The following is a 17,084-nucleotide window of genomic DNA, read 5'->3' on the forward strand; positions in this document are numbered from 1 at the left end:
CGGTGCACAAACCGCTCGTGCAACTCGCCCAGACCGGCCGCCCACGTCCTGATGTCACTGAGTTCCCCACCCATAGTCAAATCAACGACGGCCCTGGCCACCAGTCACGCCAAACGCCGTTGCAGTACTAGGCGAAGCGCCGGTCTCGGGCGGCCGCGCCGCCGAACTCGCGCAGTGCCTCCTCGACGATCGCCTCCAGGCGGGCGTGGTGCGCACCCCGCCAGTACACCCGCTCGCAGGCGGCGCACTGCGCGAAGACGTCGTACGAGCGCTGCGTGCCGTGCCGCAGCTGGTCCTGGACCGACTCCTTGTCGGCGTTGGCTAGCGGGCCGTTGCAGGCCACGCACCGGGACCACGGGGTGAGCGCGGGCGCGAAGCGCTGCAGGACGTCGCGGAGTTGATCCTCGGGGCGGTCGCTGTAGATGTACGCCCCGGCCCAGATCTCCCGCCGCCGGAGCAGCCCCCGGTCGCGGGAGAGCATGACGCGCTGCTCCTTCGCGGAGAGCGTGGCCAGCGCGGGGTCGCCGATGTCCTCGTTCTCGTAGGCGGCGTCGACGCCCAGCAGGCGCAGTCGCCGCGCGAGAGTGCCGAGGTGGACGTCGAGCAGGAACCGCAGGGGCGCCCCCGGCACGTGCTGGGGGCGCTCGACCGCCTGGACGTGAACGGTCTCGCCCGCGTCGGGGATGTGCGAGACGGGCACCGCGCTGCCGTCGACGAGCAGCAGCCCCGCTTCGGTGAGCGGGACGCCGAGCGATTCGACGACATGGCCGAGCGTCGAGGTGCCGTCGGTGACGACCGTGCTCGGGCCCTGACGCCGTTCCGCGGGGACGAAGAGGTGCAGCTCAGGGGCGAAAATGATGTCGATCTCCGGTCCGTTCACGCGGTCAGGATGTCATCACGGGGCGGGGCCGGGCCAGTTGATTCCGCTGGGTGTCCCCAGCGGACACCGAGTGATTGTTAGATAACTTTCCTAACAGACTATTGACTTGCGCCGGTGCTCGGACCGACTCTGCGGTGACCCTGCTGGATCCCCCTGGCAACGGAGGCACCATGAGCCGCACCATGAGTCGGCGTGCTCTTGTCGCGTTCTTCGCGACCGCCTGTCTCGTCCTCATCTCGGCGTTCGCCGGACTGGTGAACGCGGCGCCGAGTTCCGCGGCCCCCGCGGCCACGACGCAACAGACGTTCCTGACGTTCTACGGCTGGTACGACAACACACCGCCCGGCGGCGACATCTCGTACCCGCAGATCCACGACACGGCCGGCGGTACCGGCACGTTCGCGGATCCGATCACCTTCGCGACCTCCAAGGCGGAGCTCCCGGCCGGCACGAAGGTGTGGGTCGAGCGGGTCAGGAAGTACTTCATCATGGAGGACAGCTGTCAGGAGTGCGAGGCGGACTGGAGCGAGGAGGGGCCCAACGGCGGCCCCGGCCTGCACCACATCGACCTGTGGCTGGGCGGCAAGGGCGGCAACGCGATGAACGCCATCGACTGTGAGGACGCGTTGACGCACTACAACGCGGACAGCACGCCGACGATGGAACCGGTCGTCGTCAACCCCGGCGCCAACGAGCCCTACGACCCGACGCCGATCTTCAACACCAGCACCGGCAAGTGCTACGGCGGCGCCCAGCCCAACACCACGATCGGCCAGTACAAGAACGGCTCGAACGCGCAGTGCATGGAGGATCCCGGTAACAGCTCCACTCCCGGCACCGCCCTCAAGACCGCCGCCTGCAACGGCTCGGCGGCCCAGCGCTTCACCTTCCACGGCGCCTTCATGGTGATCAACAACCTCTGCGCGGCGACGTCCGGCAGCAACATCGTCCTCAACACCTGCACCGGCGGCCCGACTCAGCAGTGGTCGGTCAACCCCAACGGCACCATCTCCGACATGCAGACCGGGCAGAAGTGCTTCCGGACCTCGAGCGCCAAGGTGGTCGCCGGCAGCTGCTCCGGCACCGCGAGCCAGTGGGCCTTCACAGCCGGTTCCACCACCAACGACTTCTCGCTGTCGCTGAACCCGGCGGCGGGTTCGGTCAACGCGGGAGCGTCCACGACCTCGACGGTGTCCGTGCCGGTGGCCTCCGGTACGGCGGAGCCGGTGACGCTCTCCGCCACCGGCGCTCCGTCGGGTGTCAGTGTGAGCTTCGCGCCCTCGACGGTGACCGCGGGTGGCACTTCGGTGATGACGGTGTCGGCCAACGCCGCTGCCACCTCCGGCTCCGCGGCGCTCACGGTCACCGGAACCTCGGCATCGGCCGCGCACTCGGCGGGTTACGCACTGACCGTCACCGCTCCCGGCGGCGGCCCGGTGCTGCTGTCCCAGGGCCGGACGGCGACGGCCTCCTCGGTCGAATCGACATCCTTCGCGGCGGCGGCCGCCTTCGACGGCAACCTCACCGCCACCCGGTGGGCCAGCAAGGAAGGCACCGACCCGCAGTGGCTGCGCGTCGATCTGGGCGCCACGGCGAACGTCAGCCACGTCAAGCTCCTCTGGGAGGCCGCGTACGGCAAGGCGTACACGATCCAGACCTCCCCTGACGGTACGACCTGGACGACGATCTACTCCACCACCACCGGCAACGGTGCCACCGACGACCTGACCGGGCTCACCGGCACCGGCCGCTACGTCCGGGTGAACGGCACTGCCCGGGGCACCGCTTACGGCTACTCCCTCTACGAGATGCAGGTGTACGGCACGACCGCCTCGTAGCGGATCCTGGGGTGACGGCAACCGTCCACGAGCCCGAGCGTGGACGGTTGCTTATGCGGGTGCGCGTCTGAGCGATGGTTCGTAGTCCCGCCGGGGACTTGACTGGAGCCATGAGCAACCAGCCGAACGTAGCCGTCCGACACCCCGCAGGGAGAAGCGAAGCGATGAGTGCTGCCCACCACACCAACGGCGCCCCGAACATCCACCCGACGCCCCAGGCTCCGCTGCACCACCCGGCGCTTCCGGTCCCCGCCCGCAAGAGCGCGGCCGGCCCGGTGCTGGGCGCCGCCACCGTCGCCACGGCACTCATGGCGGGTGTCTTCTTCAGCTTCGACGTCGCGGTTATGCCGGGCCTGGGCCGCGGTGACGACCGGACATTCATCGGCGCGATGCAGAACATCAACGTGGCCATCGAGAACCCGGTGTTCTTCCTCGCGTTCTTCGGCGCCCTGGTGCTGACGGGCGTCGCGGCCTTCCAGCAGCGGCGGTTGGGGCGGCGCGCCGTGTTCGGCTGGGTGCTGGCGTCGGTGGCGCTGTACGTCGTGGCGCTCCTCGTCACGATGGGCGCGAACATCCCGCTCAACGACGAGCTCGCGAAGGCCGGCGACCCCGCGCACATCCGCGATCTGGCCGCGGTGCGCGCCAAGTTCGAGAACACCTGGATCGCGCTCAACATGGTGCGTACGGCGGCGTCCACGGTGGCCGTGGGCTGCCTGAGCCGCGCCCTGTTCCTGCACGGCCGGGGCGACGCCGGGGCGGGCAGCCGTTGAGAGCCCCCGACGGGCCGGTCCCGCACCGCGAGAAGCGGCTGTGGGACCGCTGCGGGAGGCGGCGCGGGGACCGGGCGTGGGACGGTGCGCGGCGCGGGGGACGGATGGTCAGGGCAGGACGACGCCGGTCGTTCCCTCGTTGCCGTCACCGGTGTTGACGGTGCCCCGCGGTTCGAACATCAGGATCCGGGTCCCCGGCTCGGCCACCGGCTTGTGCAGGGTGCCGCGCGGCACGGTGAACACCTCGTGCGGGCCCAGCTCGACGGTTCCGTCCGGCAGTTCCAGCCGCAGCCGGCCGGCGAGGACGAGGAAGAACTCGTCGGTGTCCGCGTGCCGGTGCTCGGAGAACTCGCCCTCGACGTTGGCGACCTTGACGTCGTAGTCGTTCACCTGGGCCAGGACGTGCGGCAACCACTTCTCGGGGACGGCGTCCATGACGGTGTCGATATTGCGCTTCCCGCCCGGGACGGCCGGTGCCTCCGTGATGGATTCGACGCGCGGCGCGGCGATCTCCGCGTAGTCCTTGGCCGAGAGCGCCAGGGAACGGTCCAGCCGGGCCGCGTTGAAGAAGATCTCATCGTGGTGCAGCAGCGCCGGGTCCACGATGAGCTCCAGCTTCTCGTCGAACGAGAACGGCAGCACGGTGCCGCTGACACTCCCGGCCAGCCGCTCGGCGGTCTCCTTCGGCGCGAACGAGATGTACGTCCCGCCGAACAGCGCCTTCACCGCGCCGAGGTCCAGCCGCCGGTCACCGGGCACGACGGCGAGCACGTACTTGGTGGTCTTCTTGCCGAGCTTGACCATGACGATGATGCATTTCGCCGCCTGCGCCAGCGCGTTGCCCCGCAGCTCGCTGACCAGCTCGGTGGCACCCTGCGGCGCGTGGTCGATGGTCCGGTAGACCGCACCGTGCTCGTCGAGCAGTGCGATCAGCCCGTTGTACGTCCCGTGCTCGTTCGTTTCCGCCGTGTCCTCGGTGTCGGTCATGACTCATTAAACCTCGCGGCGAATGCGGCGCGGGTGGGGGAGTCCTCGCGCCGGTCCAGCACCGGGAAGACGACCTCGTCGAACCGGCCGGCGAAGCGCCCGGAGCCGGTCAGATGGCGGTGGAAGGCGTCCGCGACCTGCGCCGGATCGCACTGGAAGACCCCACAGCCCCAGGCGCCCAGCACCAGCCGCCGGTAGCCCTGGGCGGCGGCGACCTCCAGGACGCGCTCCGCGCGCGTCAGCAGCGCCCGCGGGATCAGGTCCACCCGGTCGGGGAGATTGCGGGTGATCACCCCGGCGTTCGGCGCGGGAGAGGTCAGGAAGCCCGCCTCGTACGGCTCCTCCAGCAGCGCGCCGCGGTCGTCGCGGAAGACCGGTACGGCGGGGGAGTGGATGACCCGGTCCGTGTAGAAGGGGTCGCGGTCGGCACGGTGGACGGCGTAGAAGTCCGGTGTGCTCACCACGCACGTGTAGAGGGCCGACGCGCGGCACAGTGATTCCTCCTGCGCCTGGGCGCCGTTGAGGTAACCGCCGCCCGGGTTGCGGGCCGAGGAGAAGTTGAGGACGGCGACGGGCCCGTCCGAGGCCGCCCTCAGCCGGCGCGCGGCCTGGAGGCTGCTCTCACCGGTCACGCCGAAGGCGGTGGCCGCCGGCGGAGCGGACGGCGGAGGCACGTCCACCGGCTCGGGCCCGAACAGCCGGGTCCCGGAGACCGCGCGGGCGACGCCGGCGGCGATCGAAACGTCCCGGCCGCTGGGCGCCGGATACCGGCCCGCCGCGACGATCTCCTGGGTGTGCCGGGCGATGCCGCGCAGCCGGGCGCTCATGCCGCGCGCCTTGTTCTGTTGGTGTTCACGGCTCCCGACCCTATGGCCCTCACCTGCGGCGGAGCCAGCGGTTTACCTCCTGCGGGCCCGGTCGTGGACCGGGTTCGGCTCCGGCCCGTCGCCCGACGCGGACCTTGCGAACGCGACAGTCGCGATATAGCGTAAGTCTGGTCCGCGTCCGATCAGGAGGTTGCCCGGTGTCCGACACCCCAGCGGAGCCCCGCTCCGCCGACATCGACGTGCGCGCGTCGGACCAGGAGCGCGACCAGACCGCCGCGATTCTCGCCGACGCGCTCGCGACCGGCCGGCTCACCACGGACGAGCACGCCGAGCGGCTCGAAGCCACGTACTCGGCGCGCACCCGCGGTGAACTCGCCCCGATCACCGGCGATCTGCCGGAGCCGGCGGCGGGCGCGCACCTGGTCGCCCCCACCGACACGGATCCCGTCGACGCCCTCTTCAGCAAGATCCGGCGCGGCGGCCAGTGGCCGGTCCCGCCGCACACCGTCGCGCGCGCCCGGTTCGGCGCCGTCGTGATCGACCTGCGGCAGGCGGTGTTCACCCGCCGTGAAGTCGTCATCGAGGCCGGTTCGTTCTGCGGCAAGGTGGAGATCCTGGTCCCCGACAACGCGCGGGTCTACGACACCGGGACCGCCCTGTTCGGCAAGCGCTCCCAGCTCGGCGGACACGACAGGACCAAGGAGGACTGGGACGAGGACGGCCCCGTGGTGCACATCACCGGCCGGTCCGTGTTCGGCCATGTCCGGGTCATGCGCACTTACAAGTACCCCTGGCGGGACGGGCGCTAGCGCGGCGACGGCGGCTCGTCGCGCGGTTCGCCCTTTCCCGGCGGCCGGCGCAGCAGCGCCGCGACGCCGCGTGCCTGCTCGGCCTTGACCTCGTTCGCGTAGCGGTCGACGTACTCCTGCCCGGACATCGCCAGGATCGCGTACATGATCTCGTCGGTCGCCGACCGCACCACGTACCGCTCGCCCTCCATGCCCTCGAACCGGCTGAACTCCAGAGGCGTGCCGAAGCGGATCGTGACCCGGCCCAGCCGGGGGAGCTTGCGGCCGGGCGGCTGCAGTTCGAAGGTGCCCACCATCGCGCACGGGATCACCGGTACCTGAGCCGTGATCGCCATCGCCGCGACCCCGGTACGCCCCTTGTACAGCCGGCCGTCGTGCGACCGGGTGCCCTCCGGATAGATGCCCAGCAGCTGGCCCCGCCGCAGCACCGCGAGCCCGGACTTCAGCGCCGCCTGCGAGGCCTTGCCGCCCGCCCGGTCCACCGGGATCTGGCCCACCCCGCGGAAGAACGCGGCGGTCAGCCGGCCCTTCAGCCCGGCGCCGGTGAAGTACTCGGCCTTGGCCAGGAAGGTGATCCGGCGCGGCAGGATCGCCGGCATCAGGAAGTGGTCGGAGAACGACAGATGGTTGCCCGCGACGATCGCGGCACCGTCGTCCGGAATGTGCTCCAGCCCCTCGATCCGCGGCCGGAACAGCAGCCGCAGCAACGGCCCAAGGATCACGTATTTGAGCACGTGGTAGAACACGCGGCCCGTTTCCCCCCTCCACGCCGGGGAGCGCCCGCACCCCGGTGACCAGGCACAGTAGTGCTGATACGGGCGGGGCGCGAGAGTACCGGTATCGGCGGTGCCGGGGCGCGGGGCCCTTCGGGTGAACCGGGTGGCCGCGGAGTGCGCCCAGAGGTCAGCGGGGGAGCCGGATGGCGAACACCGCGGCGGTGCACAGCCCGAGCAGCACCCAGGCGAACCACAGCCAGCCGTTCGCGCCCAGCGCCACCGTATAGGCGGACACGGCCACCAGAGATGCCGCGGTGCACACCGCCATCGCCTTCGCGGGTGTCGGCATGAGGCCCTCCTCCCCGAGAATCCCAGGACGACCCGCCCGGTGGCGGCCCGGTCTCCATGGTGACCGGCCGCCGCCTCCGGCGCTACCAGTCGCCGTCGGTCACCTGGCCGTCGTCCTTGAGTTTCTTCACCTGGCCGGGCTGGACCGGCGCCCACGGCTGCTGGTCGTCGCCCAGCCAGTCGCCCACCGGCTTCACGTCCGCCAGTGGTGCCGCGGCCGCCAGATCGGCGGCGTCCGCGTCGTAGTAGTCGAACCAGGGCAGGCCCGCCGCGTTGTAGGCCGCCCGGTCCACCGGGGACGGCGGCGGCGCCTCGCCGGTGATCTGCCGCCACTGCGGGGCGGTCGCCAGATGGACGAAGACCCGGCCCGACGGGGTCGGCCGCCAGTCGCCCGGCAGCCGCTCGTCGCGGTACACCTCCTGGCGCATCCGGCCGCCCGCGCCCAGGCCCATCGATGGTGCGGCAGGGGCGGCCATGGCCTCCATCGGCATCGCCGCGCCGTAGCCCGCCATGGGCGGCATTCCCTCGTCCTCCTCGGCGGCGACGCCCCAGGGCCCGCGGGTGGCGACCGCGCGCCGCTCCTGCTCGGCGCGCCAGACCGCGAGCGGCTCGTCCCGCAGCTCGAAGACCTGCAGCTGCACCCCGCCCCAGACCTCCTCGCCGGAGACCTGGCCCTCCACCGTCGCCCCCAGGCCCAGCGGAACCGCCACGAACTGCCGGATCGTGCCGGATCCGGAGTTGATGCCGTCCAGCCAGGGCTGCCGGGGCAGCACCACGTAGTTCTGCGGATCCTGTGACAGCCGATCGCTCCACGGCTGCCCCGAGACCGCACACACCTTGCCCACGCCCACCTGGAGCGCGGCCGGCACCGGCGAGGAGAAACTCAGCCACATCGCCTCGCGCTGGTAGACCGGCAGCACCACACCGCCGCGGGTCAGCCACTCGGCGGGCGCCCGGTCCGGATAGTCCGCCACCCGGCGCAGCGGAAACGTGCCGATCCCCGGCGGCAGCGGATGCGTCCCGGTCTCGGGCAGCCGCAACGTGCGCATGAACCGCACCGTCACTCCGCCCGGCAGCTCCAGCGCTCCGCCCGATATCCGCACCTGGTCCCCCATCTCGCGCCTCCCTTTGGTCAGCTGTTTCAGCCGCGACCGCGAGCATCCAAGGATGCCAAATAGGCGTTGTACGCCACCAGCTCCGCGTCCCCGTCCCGGTCGGCCGCGCGATCCGACCGCCGCGCCTGCCGTTGATCGGAGGTGTACCACTGGAACAGCAGCGCCACCAGCACGAGGACCGACGGGATCTCGCTGAACGCCCAGGCGATGCCGCCCGCCGCGCTCTGGTCCTGCAATGGATCTACCCCGAGGGACGCCGGGGGATGCAGGAACGTGGTCACCATCGGTTCGGTGCCCATCATCAGGGCGATGCCGAAGAACGCGTGGAACGGCATTCCCGCGAACAGCTCCAGCATCCGCATGATGTGGCTGGGGCGGTGCGGCCCCGGGTCCACGCCCATGATCGGCCAGAAAAAGACCAGGCCGACGGCGAGGAAGTGGGTCATCATCGCGATGTGTCCCAGCCTGCTGCCCATCAGGAAGTCGAAGAGCGGCGAGAAGTACACCGCGTACAGGCTCGCGATGAACAGCGGGATCGTGAACGCGGGATGGGTGACGAGCCGCATGTACCGGCTGTGCAGGAAGACCACCAGCAGCTCACGCGGCCCCTTGCGGCCGCGTCCGTGCGCGGTTGCCGGCAGCGCCCGCAGGGCCAGCGTCACCGGAGCGCCCAGCAGCAGCAGGATGGGGGAGAGCATGCTGATGACCATGTGCTGCACCATGTGCACGCTGAACATGACCATGCCGTAGTCGTTCATCGCGGTGCACATCACCGAGGCCACGGTCAGTACGCCCAGCACGAAGGCCACGATCCGGCCGGCCGGCCAGCGGTCGCCGCGCCGCCACAGCCGCACCACGCCCCACCCGTACAGCCCGAGCGCCAGCAGGCAGCCTGCCAGGAACACCGGGTCGCCGCTGAACTCCAGCCCCCGACCGAGGGTGAACGGCGGCAAGTCCATCGGCATGCCGTGTCCGCCGTGGTCCATGGGTCACTCTCTCCTGTTCGTGCCGACTGCCCCGCCCGCGCCGTCCGGCATTGTGCCGATTCGACCCGTGCGCCCGCACCAGACTAGAGCCGCCCCCGGCCGGTGATGCGGCCGGGGGCGGCCCCGTTACGTCGGAAGCGGGCGGCAGCCCGGCACAGCGTCCACCGGAAGGCGGACGGGCCCGGCTACAGGACGCACTCGGCCTCGATGTAGCGCTCGGCCGGCACGGTCTTGAGGTGCTCGACGGCCTCGGCCAGCGGCACCAGCTTGATGTCGGTGCCGCGCAGCGCCGTCATCATCCCGAAGTCACCGTTGTGGACGGCCTCCACCGCGTGCCAGCCGAACCGGGTGGCGAGCACCCGGTCGTAGGCGGTGGGCGTGCCACCGCGCTGCACATGGCCCAGGATCACCGGCCGCGCCTCCTTGCCGAGGCGCTGCTCCAGCTCCACCGACAGCTGGGTGGCGACTCCGGTGAACCGCTCGTGGCCGTAGATGTCCTTGGCACCGGACGAGAACTCCATCGAGCCCTCACGCGGCTTGGCACCCTCGGAGACCACGACGATCGCGAACTTCTTGCCCGCCGCGAACCGCTTGCCGACCAGATCGGCCAGCTCGCCGATGTCGAAGGGCCGCTCCGGCACCACGATGGCGTGCGCGCCGGCCGCCATGCCCGAGTGCAGGGCGATCCAGCCGGTGTGCCGGCCCATGACCTCGACGATCAGCACCCGCTGGTGCGATTCGGCGGTGGTCTTGAGGCGGTCGAGGGCCTCGGTGGCGACCATGACGGCCGTGTCGAACCCGAAGGTGACGTCCGTCGACGCGATGTCGTTGTCGATCGTCTTGGGCACGCCCACGATCGGCAGGCCGGCGTCCGACAGCAGCTTGGCCGCCTTGAGGGTGCCCTCACCGCCGATCGGGATGATCGCGTCCAGGCCCAGGTCCCGTACGTGGCCCCTGGCCTGCTCCACGCCACCGCGCAGATGCGCGGGCTGCACCCGGGACGAGCCCAGGATCGTTCCACCGCGGGCCAGGATGCCGCTGACGGCGTCCAGGTCCAGCTTGCGGTAGTCGCACTCCAGCAGGCCCTTCCAGCCGTCGTGGAACCCGATGACCTCATCGCCGTGGTCGACCACGGCGCGGTGCACCACCGACCGGATGACGGCATTGAGTCCGGGGCAGTCTCCGCCGCTCGTCAGCACACCAATACGCATTGCTCTCGCACTCCCGCGATTTCCAAACGGACGGCCGGACCCCGTCGTCCGGATGGAACCCCCGTTACCTTAGCCAGCCGCAGGCGGACGGCGCACAGCCGCCCGCACTGCGGACACCGCTCACCGCCTCAGGCGGGCTGGCCCGCCGCCGCGATCCGCTCCGTGCGCAGCGCCTCGTACCACTGGTCGTCGACCGGCGGCAGGGCGTTCACGTCCAGCGCCAGCTTCAGCAGCAGGTCGGCGATCTGCGGATTGCGGGCCATGACCGGGCCGTGCATGTACGTGCCGAAGACGGTGTCGTTGTACGCGCCCTCGGTCCCGTCGCCGGTCCCGTTGCCCTTGCCGTACCGGACGGTCGCCAGCGGGCGCGCGCTCGGGCCGACGTGGGTGATGCCCTGGTGGTTCTCGAAACCCGTCAGCGGCGGCAGGCCGAGCCGCGGGTCGATGTCGGCCAGGACGTCGCCGACGCAGCGCTCGCCGTCACCGCGCACGCTGACGACGTCGAGCAGCCCCAGGCCGGCCTCGGGGCGGCCCAGGTCGTTCACGAACTCATGGCCGAGGATCTGGTAGCCGGCGCACACGGAGAAGACGATCGCGCCGTTGGCGACCGCGCGGTTCAGTCCGCCGTCGCGGCGCAGCCGCTCCGCGGCGAGGCGCTGCGGGCGGTCCTCACCGCCGCCGATCAGATAGATGTCCCCGGAGGTGGGGATGGGCTGGTCGGACCGGACGTCGATCCGGCTGACGTTGAGGCGGCGCTGGCGGGCACGCCGCTCCACGACCAGGGCGTTGCCCTGGTCGCCGTAGGTGCTCAGCAGGTCCGGGTAGACCCACACCAGGCGAAGGCTGGAATCGCTCATGCTTGCTTCTCCTTGTCCGGGTCAGTTGCCGACGCGGCGGCGCAGGTCCTGGAAGGCCGTGTAGTTGGCGATGGTCTCGATCCGGCCGGGGGGCGCGGAGCGCACCGCCTCGTCGACGTCCGCGCAGACGCGGAAGTCCAGTCCCGCGACCTCCAGGCGGACCGCGAGGTCCAGCTTGCGGTCGCCGATGACGTAGATCGGGTGCCCGGCGAGCCGGGTGTAGTCCACGTCCCACAGCCAGGAGGTGTCGGTGCCGTCCGCGCCGCGGGCGTTGACGGACAGGATCACCGGGGTGGGCGGGCCGTCGATGAGGGAGAACGTCTCCAGCCAGCCGGCCGGGTTCTTCGCCAGCAGCAGCCGCAGCTCGCGCTCCAGGTAGGTGACGACGTCGTAACGTCCGGCCACCGCCTGCACCGCGTACATCCGCTCCAGCGCGACCTTCGGCTCCACCCCGAAGGCGGCCGCGGCCGCGGCGGACACGGCCGCGTTGGACTTGTTGGCCCGTCCCGGCAGTTGCAGGCGGATCGGCCAGGCCGCGCCGTACGGGTCGATGACGTGGTCGCCGGAGAGCGCCCAGGTCGGCGTGGGACGGCGGAAGCCGCAGTCACCGCAGAACCAGTCGTCGGAGGGGCGCTGGAGCACGCCGCCGCACGACGGGCACGACCAGGCGTCGTCCTTCCACTCCTGGCCGGCTGCGACCCACACCACGGTGGGGCAGGAGGAGGCGGCCCAGGTGATCAGCGGGTCGTCGGCGTTGGCGATGACGATGGCGTCCGTACCGGACAGGCCCTCGCGCCAGTGCTCGGCGAGCATGCGGGTCTCGGCCGCGCGGTCGAGCTGGTCGCGGGAGAGGTTCAGCAGGGCGATGGCCTTGGGGGCGACATCACGGGCGACGCCGGCCAGGTACTTCTCGTCGACCTCGATCACGCCGTAGCGGGCGTCCGCGCCGCCGGCGAGCGCCGAGGTGATACCGGCCGGCATGTTCGCGCCCAGAGCGTTGGAGACCACCGGGCCGTTGGCCCGCAGCGCCTCCGCGAGCAGCCGGGTCGTCGTCGTCTTGCCGTTGGTGGCGGACACCAGCACGACATCGAGGTGCCCTGCCAGCCGGGCCAGCAGATCGGGGTCGACCCTCAGGGCCACCCGTCCGCCGATCACCGATCCGCTGCCGCGACCCGCCGCACGGGACACCGCCGCAGCCGCCTTGCCCGCCGTCACGGCCAGCTTGGCCCGCGGAGTCAGTGGCTCCGAGTTGCCTGCCATCGTCTAACATCCTCCTCGCGTCCGGCCCCCACACCTGCACAAGCCTCGCGGTGGCCGAGTGTCCGCCCCTCCACGCCGATCCAACACCCGGGAGGCCTCGGTCTCGGAGCAGCCTATCTACATTCCCGCGCGGCCCCCGCACTGTCCGCCCCGCCACGTACAGGCTCTACGCTTGCCGGCATGCGACGCGGCACCATCCCCGGCAGTACCGGCACCATCCGTCCGATGCGTCTGATCGGCGACCCGGTGCTCCATGCGCCGTGCGCCGAGGTCACCGCGTTCGACGCCGAACTGGCCCGTCTCGTCGAGGACATGTTCGCCACCATGTACTCCGCCGACGGCGTCGGGCTGGCCGCCAACCAGATCGGTACGGCCCTGCGGGTGTTCGTCTACGACTGCCCCGACGACGAGGACGTGCGGCACCTGGGACATGTCGTCAACCCGCGGTTGGCGGAGGTGGACGGCGTCACCGTCACGGGTTCCGAGGGATGTCTGTCGCTGCCGGGCATCAACGCGGGCACCACCCGCCACGACCACGCGGTCGTGGAGGGCTTCGACGTCCGCGGTGAGCCGGTGCGGATCGCCGGCACCGGCTTCTTCGCCCGCTGTCTGCAGCACGAGTGCGACCACCTCGACGGCGGCCTGTTCACCGACCGCCTCGGCGGGCTGCGCCGCCGCCGCGCCCTGCGGGCCGCGCGCCGGGCGCCCTGGGCGCGGCAGAACTAGGTAGGGCCTGCCCGGCGGGATTCCGGGTTCTACAGCCCCGGGCTGCCCGCCCGGTCGCCGGCCGCGGCCAGCCGTCCCCAGAGCAGGTCGGCGAGGTGGCTGACCAACTGGTCGCGTGAGACCGGGCGTTCGCTGAGCCACCAGTCGCCCGCCGCGTGCATCATGCCGACGATGCCGTGACCCCAGACCCGTGCCAACTCCTGGCTCTGCGGGCCCAGGTCGAGCCGCTCGGCGATCACCTCGGCCAGGTCCTCGCCCATCCGCCGCAGCAGCGAGGAGGAGTGCCGGCCGCCGTCGAAGCCCTTCTCCCCGTCGCCCGGTGCCTCGGCCGGGTGCATCAGGAAGCGGTACACCTGGGGGCGGGTCTCGATAGCGGCGAGATAGGCGTGCAGCGTGGCCTCGACCCGGTCGCGGCGGTCGTTGCCGGAGTCGAGGGCGGCGCGCAGCGAGGCGAGCAGCGCGTCGGTGTGCCGCTGGGCGAGCGCCCGGTACAGGCCGCTCTTGTCGCCGAAGTGACGATAGAGAATCGGCTTGGTGATTCCGGCCTCGGCGGCGATGGCGTTCATGGAGGCTTCGGGTCCGTCCCGCAGTACGACGCGGTCGGCGGCCTCGAGCAGCTCTTTACGCCGTCGCTCCGTCGCCGTCCGCTGGCCCTGCCGCTGGCCGGTGTCCACCCGGTACTCCCTGTCTGTTCGATTTCGTGCACTCTGCGCAACGTAACACCCCGGTCGGGGCAGCCGGGTTCACGGCGGGGAGTTGACAGCCCCTACTCACGGGTAACAGACTGATGTTACCGCAAGTAACAACCAGGTGGAGGGGACATGGGCGACTTCACGCTCGAGCTCAACGACGACCAGAAGTCCGTGCGCGACTGGATCCACGGCTTCGCGGCCGACGTGATGCGCCCGGCGGCCGCGGAGTGGGACGAGCGCGAAGAGACGCCCTGGCCGGTCATCCAGGAGGCCGCCAAGATCGGTCTCTACTCCCTCGACTTCTACGCCCAGCAGTTCTTCGACCCCACCGGCCTCGGCATCCCCATGGCCATGGAGGAGCTGTTCTGGGGCGACGCGGGCATCGGCCTGTCCATCGTCGGCACCGGACTGGCCGCCGTCGGCGTCCTGGCCAACGGTACCGAGGAGCAGATCGGCACCTGGGTCCCGCAGATGTACGGCGACGTCAACGACGTCAAGGTGGCCGCCTTCTGCTCCTCGGAGCCCGACGCGGGATCCGACGTCTCCGCGATGCGCACCCGCGCGGTCTACGACGAGGCCAAGGACGAATGGGTGCTCAACGGCACCAAGACCTGGGCGACCAACGGCGGCATCGCGGCCGTCCACGTCGTCGTCGCGGTCGTCGACCCCGAGCTCGGCTCCAAGGGCCACGCCTCGTTCATCGTCCCGCCGAACACCCCCGGCCTGTCCCAGGGCCAGAAGTTCAAGAAGCACGGCATCCGCGCGTCGCACACCGCCGAGGTCGTCCTCGAGGACTGCCGCATCCCCGGCGAATGCCTCCTGGGCGGCAAGGCGAAGCTCGACGAGCGCCTCGCCCGCGCCCACGAGCGCGCCAAGACCGGCGGCGAGCGGGTCAAGAACGCCGCGATGGCCACCTTCGAGGCCTCCCGCCCGGCCGTCGGCGCCCAGGCGGTCGGCATCGCCCGCGCCGCCTACGAGGTCGCCCTCGACTACGCGAAGACCCGCGTGCAGTTCGGCCGCCCGATCATCGACAACCAGGGCATCGCCTTCCAACTCGCCGACATGCGCACCCAGATCGACGCCGCCCGCCTCCTGGTCTGGCGCGCCTCCTGGATGGCCGCGGCCGGCCGGCCCTTCACCTCGGCCGAGGGCTCCATGTCCAAGCTCTACGCCGGCGAGACCGCCAAGACCGTCACCGCCCAGGCCATGCAGATCCTCGGCGGCAACGGCTACACCCGCGAATACCCGGTCGAGCGCATGCACCGGGATGCCGCGATCTACACCATTTTCGAAGGCACGAGCGAGATCCAGCGCCTGGTCATCGCCCGCACCCTGTCGGGCATGCCGATCCGCTGACGCCGATCCACTTCCCATGGCCGCGTCCCCTTCACCCTGGCGAAGGGGACGCGGCTGTTCGTCCACCTGTCCATGGGCCGGATTCCTATGGACAGGACTCACCGAACTTCACCGCCGTGAACATCACCGGCTGTCCGTTGAGCGCGGCGCCGGCCGCCGGCGTCTGGGTGCACACCTGCCAGTTGCTCTCGATGATGATCAAGCGTCCTTGGGTGGCGTCCTTGGAGTCGACGGATGCGTTGGAAGGAAGAGCCTGGTGCGCCGCCTTCACGGACTTGCCGACGAAGTCCGGCATGGTCGCCCCGGCCTCCTTCGGCGGCGTCCGGTCGGTGCCGGGGCACTTCTCCTCGAGCTTGACCGCCCCGAAGTCGAGGGTGGTGTCGACGGGGATGCTCTTCCCCGCCGCGTGGTTCTGCGAGCAGACCCGCCAATCCCGGTCAAGGATCTGGTGGCGCGCGCGGCCGAGGGCGTCATGCGAGGTGAGGCCGGCGAATCCGGCGGCCTGGGCGGCGTCCTGCGCCGACTGGAGCCCCATGCCGATGAAGACGGGGACGGTCGCCGTCTTCGCGGGAGCCGCGGCGGACGATGCCGCTGAGGCGGACGGGACGGATGCCGCGCCGGACGGGGCCGGGGCACCGGCCGGCGCGGTGGCCTTGGGGTCGCAGGCGCTGAGCGCCGCGGTGCTGATGATGACGGCGGCGGTAACGGCGATGGTGCGGATGCGCATGGGTCCCCCTGGTGCTGCACGGTGGTCGCGTGACCGTAGCGCTACGGTGCGTCGCCATGGGATGGAGCGGCAATTCGTGTCCCTTACGATGCCGGGCGCCCTTCACGCAGCCGGCTTCGGCGTCGATGAGTGCCTGGTGTGCGGGACCCACGAGCGCTGCCCCCGGCCCGGCCGATGGGTCAGCGGATGGCGGGGGCGACGTTCCTTGCGGCTGCCAGGGCCAGGTGCCAGGGGTACGCGGACGGCTGGTCCTCGTCCGGGCGGTTCGGGACGAAGCCGCCTTCGCCATGCAGGACCGTCACGCCGGCCAGTCGCAACTCGCCCAGGGACCGCTCGAATTGCGGGTGCTGGACGATGGCGGAGTTCAGGCAGGGCATGGCCACCGTGGGGATGCCCTTGCCCAGGGCCTCGGCGGCGACGCCCACCACGAAGTGGTTGGTGATCCCGAGAGCCCACTGGTTGATGGTGTTGAACGTGGCCGGTGCGAAGAGGATCACGTCGGCGGGCGGCCAGACGTCCGGTTCGCCCGGGAGTTTGTACTGCGACCGCACCGGGTGACCGGTCAGTGCGGCGAGGCCGTCGAGGTGGTCGCCGAGCCAGTGGGCCGCGGTGGGGGTGAGGCCCAGACACACGTCCCAGCCGTCGGCCTGCGCGTCGTCGATCACCCGGGCTATGTCGAAAACGGGCGGGGCGGCCGAGCCGAACAGGTACAGGGTGCGAGAGTCCATGGTCCCATCACACCCTGGCCGGACGATCTTGCGCAACCAGCCCTGGACCGGCCTCAGCTGTGGCGTTCGCCGCCGTCGGACAGCAGGGCCACCGTTCCCGTCACCGCGGCAAGGGCGCCCGCGACGATGACGGAGGTCCAGCCGACGGCGCCTGTCAGCGCCGGGAGGACCAGCACGACGGCGCTGAGCGAGAGCAGCGCGGACACCGCCGCGAGGACGAACTTCCAGTTCTGGACGGCCATCCGCTCACC

Annotated in this window: 19 protein-coding genes and 1 pseudogene; 5 read left to right on the forward strand and 15 right to left on the reverse strand. The window is 71.1% G+C overall.

Annotated features, from left to right (window positions below):
- Positions 1 to 127: 127 nt before the first annotated feature.
- Positions 128 to 880, reverse strand: a complete 753-nt coding sequence (locus tag O3W51_RS21110; RefSeq protein WP_138354536.1) for a Mut7-C RNAse domain-containing protein — start codon at positions 878 to 880, stop codon at positions 128 to 130.
- Positions 881 to 1,050: 170 nt separating this feature from the next.
- Here O3W51_RS21110 and O3W51_RS48495 point away from each other — a divergent pair, with 170 nt between their 5' ends.
- Together O3W51_RS48495 and O3W51_RS21125 are read left to right on the forward strand one after the other, a co-directional pair.
- A complete protein-coding gene (locus O3W51_RS48495) occupies positions 1,051 to 2,718 on the forward strand; it encodes a discoidin domain-containing protein (RefSeq protein WP_198358553.1) in 1,668 nt (555 codons plus the stop codon).
- A gap of 164 nt (positions 2,719 to 2,882) precedes the next feature.
- Positions 2,883 to 3,488 (forward strand): anthrone oxygenase family protein, encoded by a 606-nt coding sequence (locus O3W51_RS21125; protein WP_198358552.1) that lies wholly within the window; start codon positions 2,883 to 2,885, stop codon positions 3,486 to 3,488.
- A gap of 108 nt (positions 3,489 to 3,596) precedes the next feature.
- Here O3W51_RS21125 and O3W51_RS21130 read toward each other — a convergent pair whose 3' ends face one another.
- The 3 genes and pseudogenes from O3W51_RS21130 to O3W51_RS21140 all read right to left on the reverse strand — a co-directional run bounded on the left by O3W51_RS21130 (position 3,597) and on the right by O3W51_RS21140 (position 5,302).
- Positions 3,597 to 3,923: a cupin domain-containing protein gene (locus tag O3W51_RS21130; RefSeq protein ID WP_138354567.1), complete on the reverse strand. Its 327-nt coding sequence runs from the start codon at positions 3,921 to 3,923 to the stop codon at positions 3,597 to 3,599.
- A 48-nt stretch (positions 3,924 to 3,971) separates the two neighbouring features.
- Positions 3,972 to 4,475: pseudogene (locus O3W51_RS21135) on the reverse strand (YbaK/EbsC family protein); the annotation flags it as partial.
- Complete coding sequence (locus tag O3W51_RS21140) at positions 4,472 to 5,302, reverse strand: TIGR02452 family protein (RefSeq protein WP_138354538.1); 831 nt, start codon at positions 5,300 to 5,302, stop codon at positions 4,472 to 4,474. The gene O3W51_RS21140 and the pseudogene O3W51_RS21135, both read right to left, overlap by 4 nt.
- 197 nt (positions 5,303 to 5,499) lie before the next feature.
- On the opposite strand from O3W51_RS21140, the gene O3W51_RS21145 reads away from it, so the two are divergent.
- Positions 5,500 to 6,111 carry a DUF1707 SHOCT-like domain-containing protein gene (locus O3W51_RS21145; protein ID WP_138354539.1) on the forward strand — a complete coding sequence of 204 codons (612 nt, stop codon included), beginning with the start codon at positions 5,500 to 5,502 and terminating at the stop codon, positions 6,109 to 6,111.
- Here the strand turns inward: O3W51_RS21145 and O3W51_RS21150 are convergent.
- The 7 genes from O3W51_RS21150 to O3W51_RS21180 form a co-directional block, all read right to left on the reverse strand.
- Positions 6,108 to 6,857 carry a lysophospholipid acyltransferase family protein gene (locus tag O3W51_RS21150; RefSeq protein ID WP_138354540.1) on the reverse strand — a complete coding sequence of 250 codons (750 nt, stop codon included), beginning with the start codon at positions 6,855 to 6,857 and terminating at the stop codon, positions 6,108 to 6,110. The genes O3W51_RS21145 and O3W51_RS21150 overlap by 4 nt on opposite strands.
- A 157-nt stretch (positions 6,858 to 7,014) precedes the next feature.
- Positions 7,015 to 7,176: a hypothetical protein gene (locus tag O3W51_RS21155; protein ID WP_187144749.1), complete on the reverse strand. Its 162-nt coding sequence runs from the start codon at positions 7,174 to 7,176 to the stop codon at positions 7,015 to 7,017.
- A gap of 82 nt (positions 7,177 to 7,258) precedes the next feature.
- The gene (locus O3W51_RS21160) at positions 7,259 to 8,290 is read right to left on the reverse strand and encodes a hypothetical protein (protein WP_138354541.1); all 1,032 of its coding nucleotides are present in this window, start codon (positions 8,288 to 8,290) and stop codon (positions 7,259 to 7,261) included.
- A 26-nt stretch (positions 8,291 to 8,316) separates the two neighbouring features.
- Entirely contained in the window at positions 8,317 to 9,276 is a 960-nt protein-coding gene (locus tag O3W51_RS21165) for a cytochrome c oxidase assembly protein (protein ID WP_138354542.1), read from the reverse strand.
- Between the two features lie 185 nt (positions 9,277 to 9,461).
- Complete coding sequence (locus tag O3W51_RS21170; protein WP_138354543.1) at positions 9,462 to 10,487, reverse strand: 6-phosphofructokinase; 1,026 nt, start codon at positions 10,485 to 10,487, stop codon at positions 9,462 to 9,464.
- Positions 10,488 to 10,615: 128 nt separating this feature from the next.
- The gene (locus O3W51_RS21175) at positions 10,616 to 11,344 is read right to left on the reverse strand and encodes a type 1 glutamine amidotransferase (protein ID WP_138354544.1); all 729 of its coding nucleotides are present in this window, start codon (positions 11,342 to 11,344) and stop codon (positions 10,616 to 10,618) included.
- Positions 11,345 to 11,365: 21 nt separating this feature from the next.
- Complete coding sequence (locus O3W51_RS21180; RefSeq protein ID WP_138354545.1) at positions 11,366 to 12,604, reverse strand: MurT ligase domain-containing protein; 1,239 nt, start codon at positions 12,602 to 12,604, stop codon at positions 11,366 to 11,368.
- Between the two features lie 180 nt (positions 12,605 to 12,784).
- Between O3W51_RS21180 and def the strand changes: the two genes are divergently transcribed.
- Positions 12,785 to 13,330, forward strand: a complete 546-nt coding sequence (gene def, locus O3W51_RS21185; protein WP_138354546.1) for a peptide deformylase — start codon at positions 12,785 to 12,787, stop codon at positions 13,328 to 13,330.
- Between the two features lie 29 nt (positions 13,331 to 13,359).
- On the opposite strand, the gene O3W51_RS21190 is transcribed toward def, so the two are convergent.
- Positions 13,360 to 14,004 (reverse strand): TetR family transcriptional regulator, encoded by a 645-nt coding sequence (locus tag O3W51_RS21190; RefSeq protein ID WP_138354547.1) that lies wholly within the window; start codon positions 14,002 to 14,004, stop codon positions 13,360 to 13,362.
- Positions 14,005 to 14,151: 147 nt separating this feature from the next.
- On the opposite strand from O3W51_RS21190, the gene O3W51_RS21195 reads away from it, so the two are divergent.
- The gene (locus tag O3W51_RS21195) at positions 14,152 to 15,378 is read left to right on the forward strand and encodes an acyl-CoA dehydrogenase family protein (RefSeq protein WP_164298090.1); all 1,227 of its coding nucleotides are present in this window, start codon (positions 14,152 to 14,154) and stop codon (positions 15,376 to 15,378) included.
- Positions 15,379 to 15,463: 85 nt separating this feature from the next.
- Here O3W51_RS21195 and O3W51_RS21200 read toward each other — a convergent pair whose 3' ends face one another.
- The 3 genes from O3W51_RS21200 to O3W51_RS21210 form a co-directional block, all read right to left on the reverse strand.
- Positions 15,464 to 16,105, reverse strand: coding sequence for a PASTA domain-containing protein (locus O3W51_RS21200; protein ID WP_138354549.1), 642 nt, complete (start codon positions 16,103 to 16,105; stop codon positions 15,464 to 15,466).
- A gap of 179 nt (positions 16,106 to 16,284) precedes the next feature.
- Positions 16,285 to 16,833, reverse strand: coding sequence for a flavoprotein (locus tag O3W51_RS21205; RefSeq protein ID WP_138354550.1), 549 nt, complete (start codon positions 16,831 to 16,833; stop codon positions 16,285 to 16,287).
- Positions 16,834 to 16,886: 53 nt separating this feature from the next.
- Entirely contained in the window at positions 16,887 to 17,075 is a 189-nt protein-coding gene (locus O3W51_RS21210) for a hypothetical protein (RefSeq protein ID WP_138354551.1), read from the reverse strand.
- Between the last annotated feature and the right edge of the window lie 9 nt (positions 17,076 to 17,084).

Source organism: Streptomyces sp. H39-C1 (genome assembly GCF_027158125.1).
GTDB classification, from domain to species: domain Bacteria; phylum Actinomycetota; class Actinomycetes; order Streptomycetales; family Streptomycetaceae; genus Actinacidiphila; species Actinacidiphila fildesensis.

Excerpts from the sequence above, each read along its gene's own strand:
- O3W51_RS21175 (WP_138354544.1), bottom strand. The coding sequence starts at position 11,344 with ATGAGCGATTCCAGCCTTCGCCTGGTGTGGGTCTACCCGGACCTGCTG.
- O3W51_RS21155 (WP_187144749.1), bottom strand. The coding sequence starts at position 7,176 with ATGCCGACACCCGCGAAGGCGATGGCGGTGTGCACCGCGGCATCTCTG.
- O3W51_RS21140 (WP_138354538.1), bottom strand. The coding sequence starts at position 5,302 with ATGAGCGCCCGGCTGCGCGGCATCGCCCGGCACACCCAGGAGATCGTC.
- O3W51_RS21130 (WP_138354567.1), bottom strand. The coding sequence starts at position 3,923 with ATGGACGCCGTCCCCGAGAAGTGGTTGCCGCACGTCCTGGCCCAGGTG.
- O3W51_RS21200 (WP_138354549.1), bottom strand. The coding sequence starts at position 16,105 with ATGCGCATCCGCACCATCGCCGTTACCGCCGCCGTCATCATCAGCACC.
- O3W51_RS48495 (WP_198358553.1), top strand. The coding sequence starts at position 1,051 with ATGAGCCGCACCATGAGTCGGCGTGCTCTTGTCGCGTTCTTCGCGACC.
- def (WP_138354546.1), top strand. The coding sequence starts at position 12,785 with ATGCGACGCGGCACCATCCCCGGCAGTACCGGCACCATCCGTCCGATG.
- O3W51_RS21125 (WP_198358552.1), top strand. The coding sequence starts at position 2,883 with ATGAGTGCTGCCCACCACACCAACGGCGCCCCGAACATCCACCCGACG.
- O3W51_RS21160 (WP_138354541.1), bottom strand. The coding sequence starts at position 8,290 with ATGGGGGACCAGGTGCGGATATCGGGCGGAGCGCTGGAGCTGCCGGGC.
- O3W51_RS21170 (WP_138354543.1), bottom strand. The coding sequence starts at position 10,487 with ATGCGTATTGGTGTGCTGACGAGCGGCGGAGACTGCCCCGGACTCAAT.
- O3W51_RS21210 (WP_138354551.1), bottom strand. The coding sequence starts at position 17,075 with ATGGCCGTCCAGAACTGGAAGTTCGTCCTCGCGGCGGTGTCCGCGCTG.
- O3W51_RS21205 (WP_138354550.1), bottom strand. The coding sequence starts at position 16,833 with ATGGACTCTCGCACCCTGTACCTGTTCGGCTCGGCCGCCCCGCCCGTT.
- O3W51_RS21195 (WP_164298090.1), top strand. The coding sequence starts at position 14,152 with ATGGGCGACTTCACGCTCGAGCTCAACGACGACCAGAAGTCCGTGCGC.
- O3W51_RS21180 (WP_138354545.1), bottom strand. The coding sequence starts at position 12,604 with ATGGCAGGCAACTCGGAGCCACTGACTCCGCGGGCCAAGCTGGCCGTG.
- O3W51_RS21165 (WP_138354542.1), bottom strand. The coding sequence starts at position 9,276 with ATGGACCACGGCGGACACGGCATGCCGATGGACTTGCCGCCGTTCACC.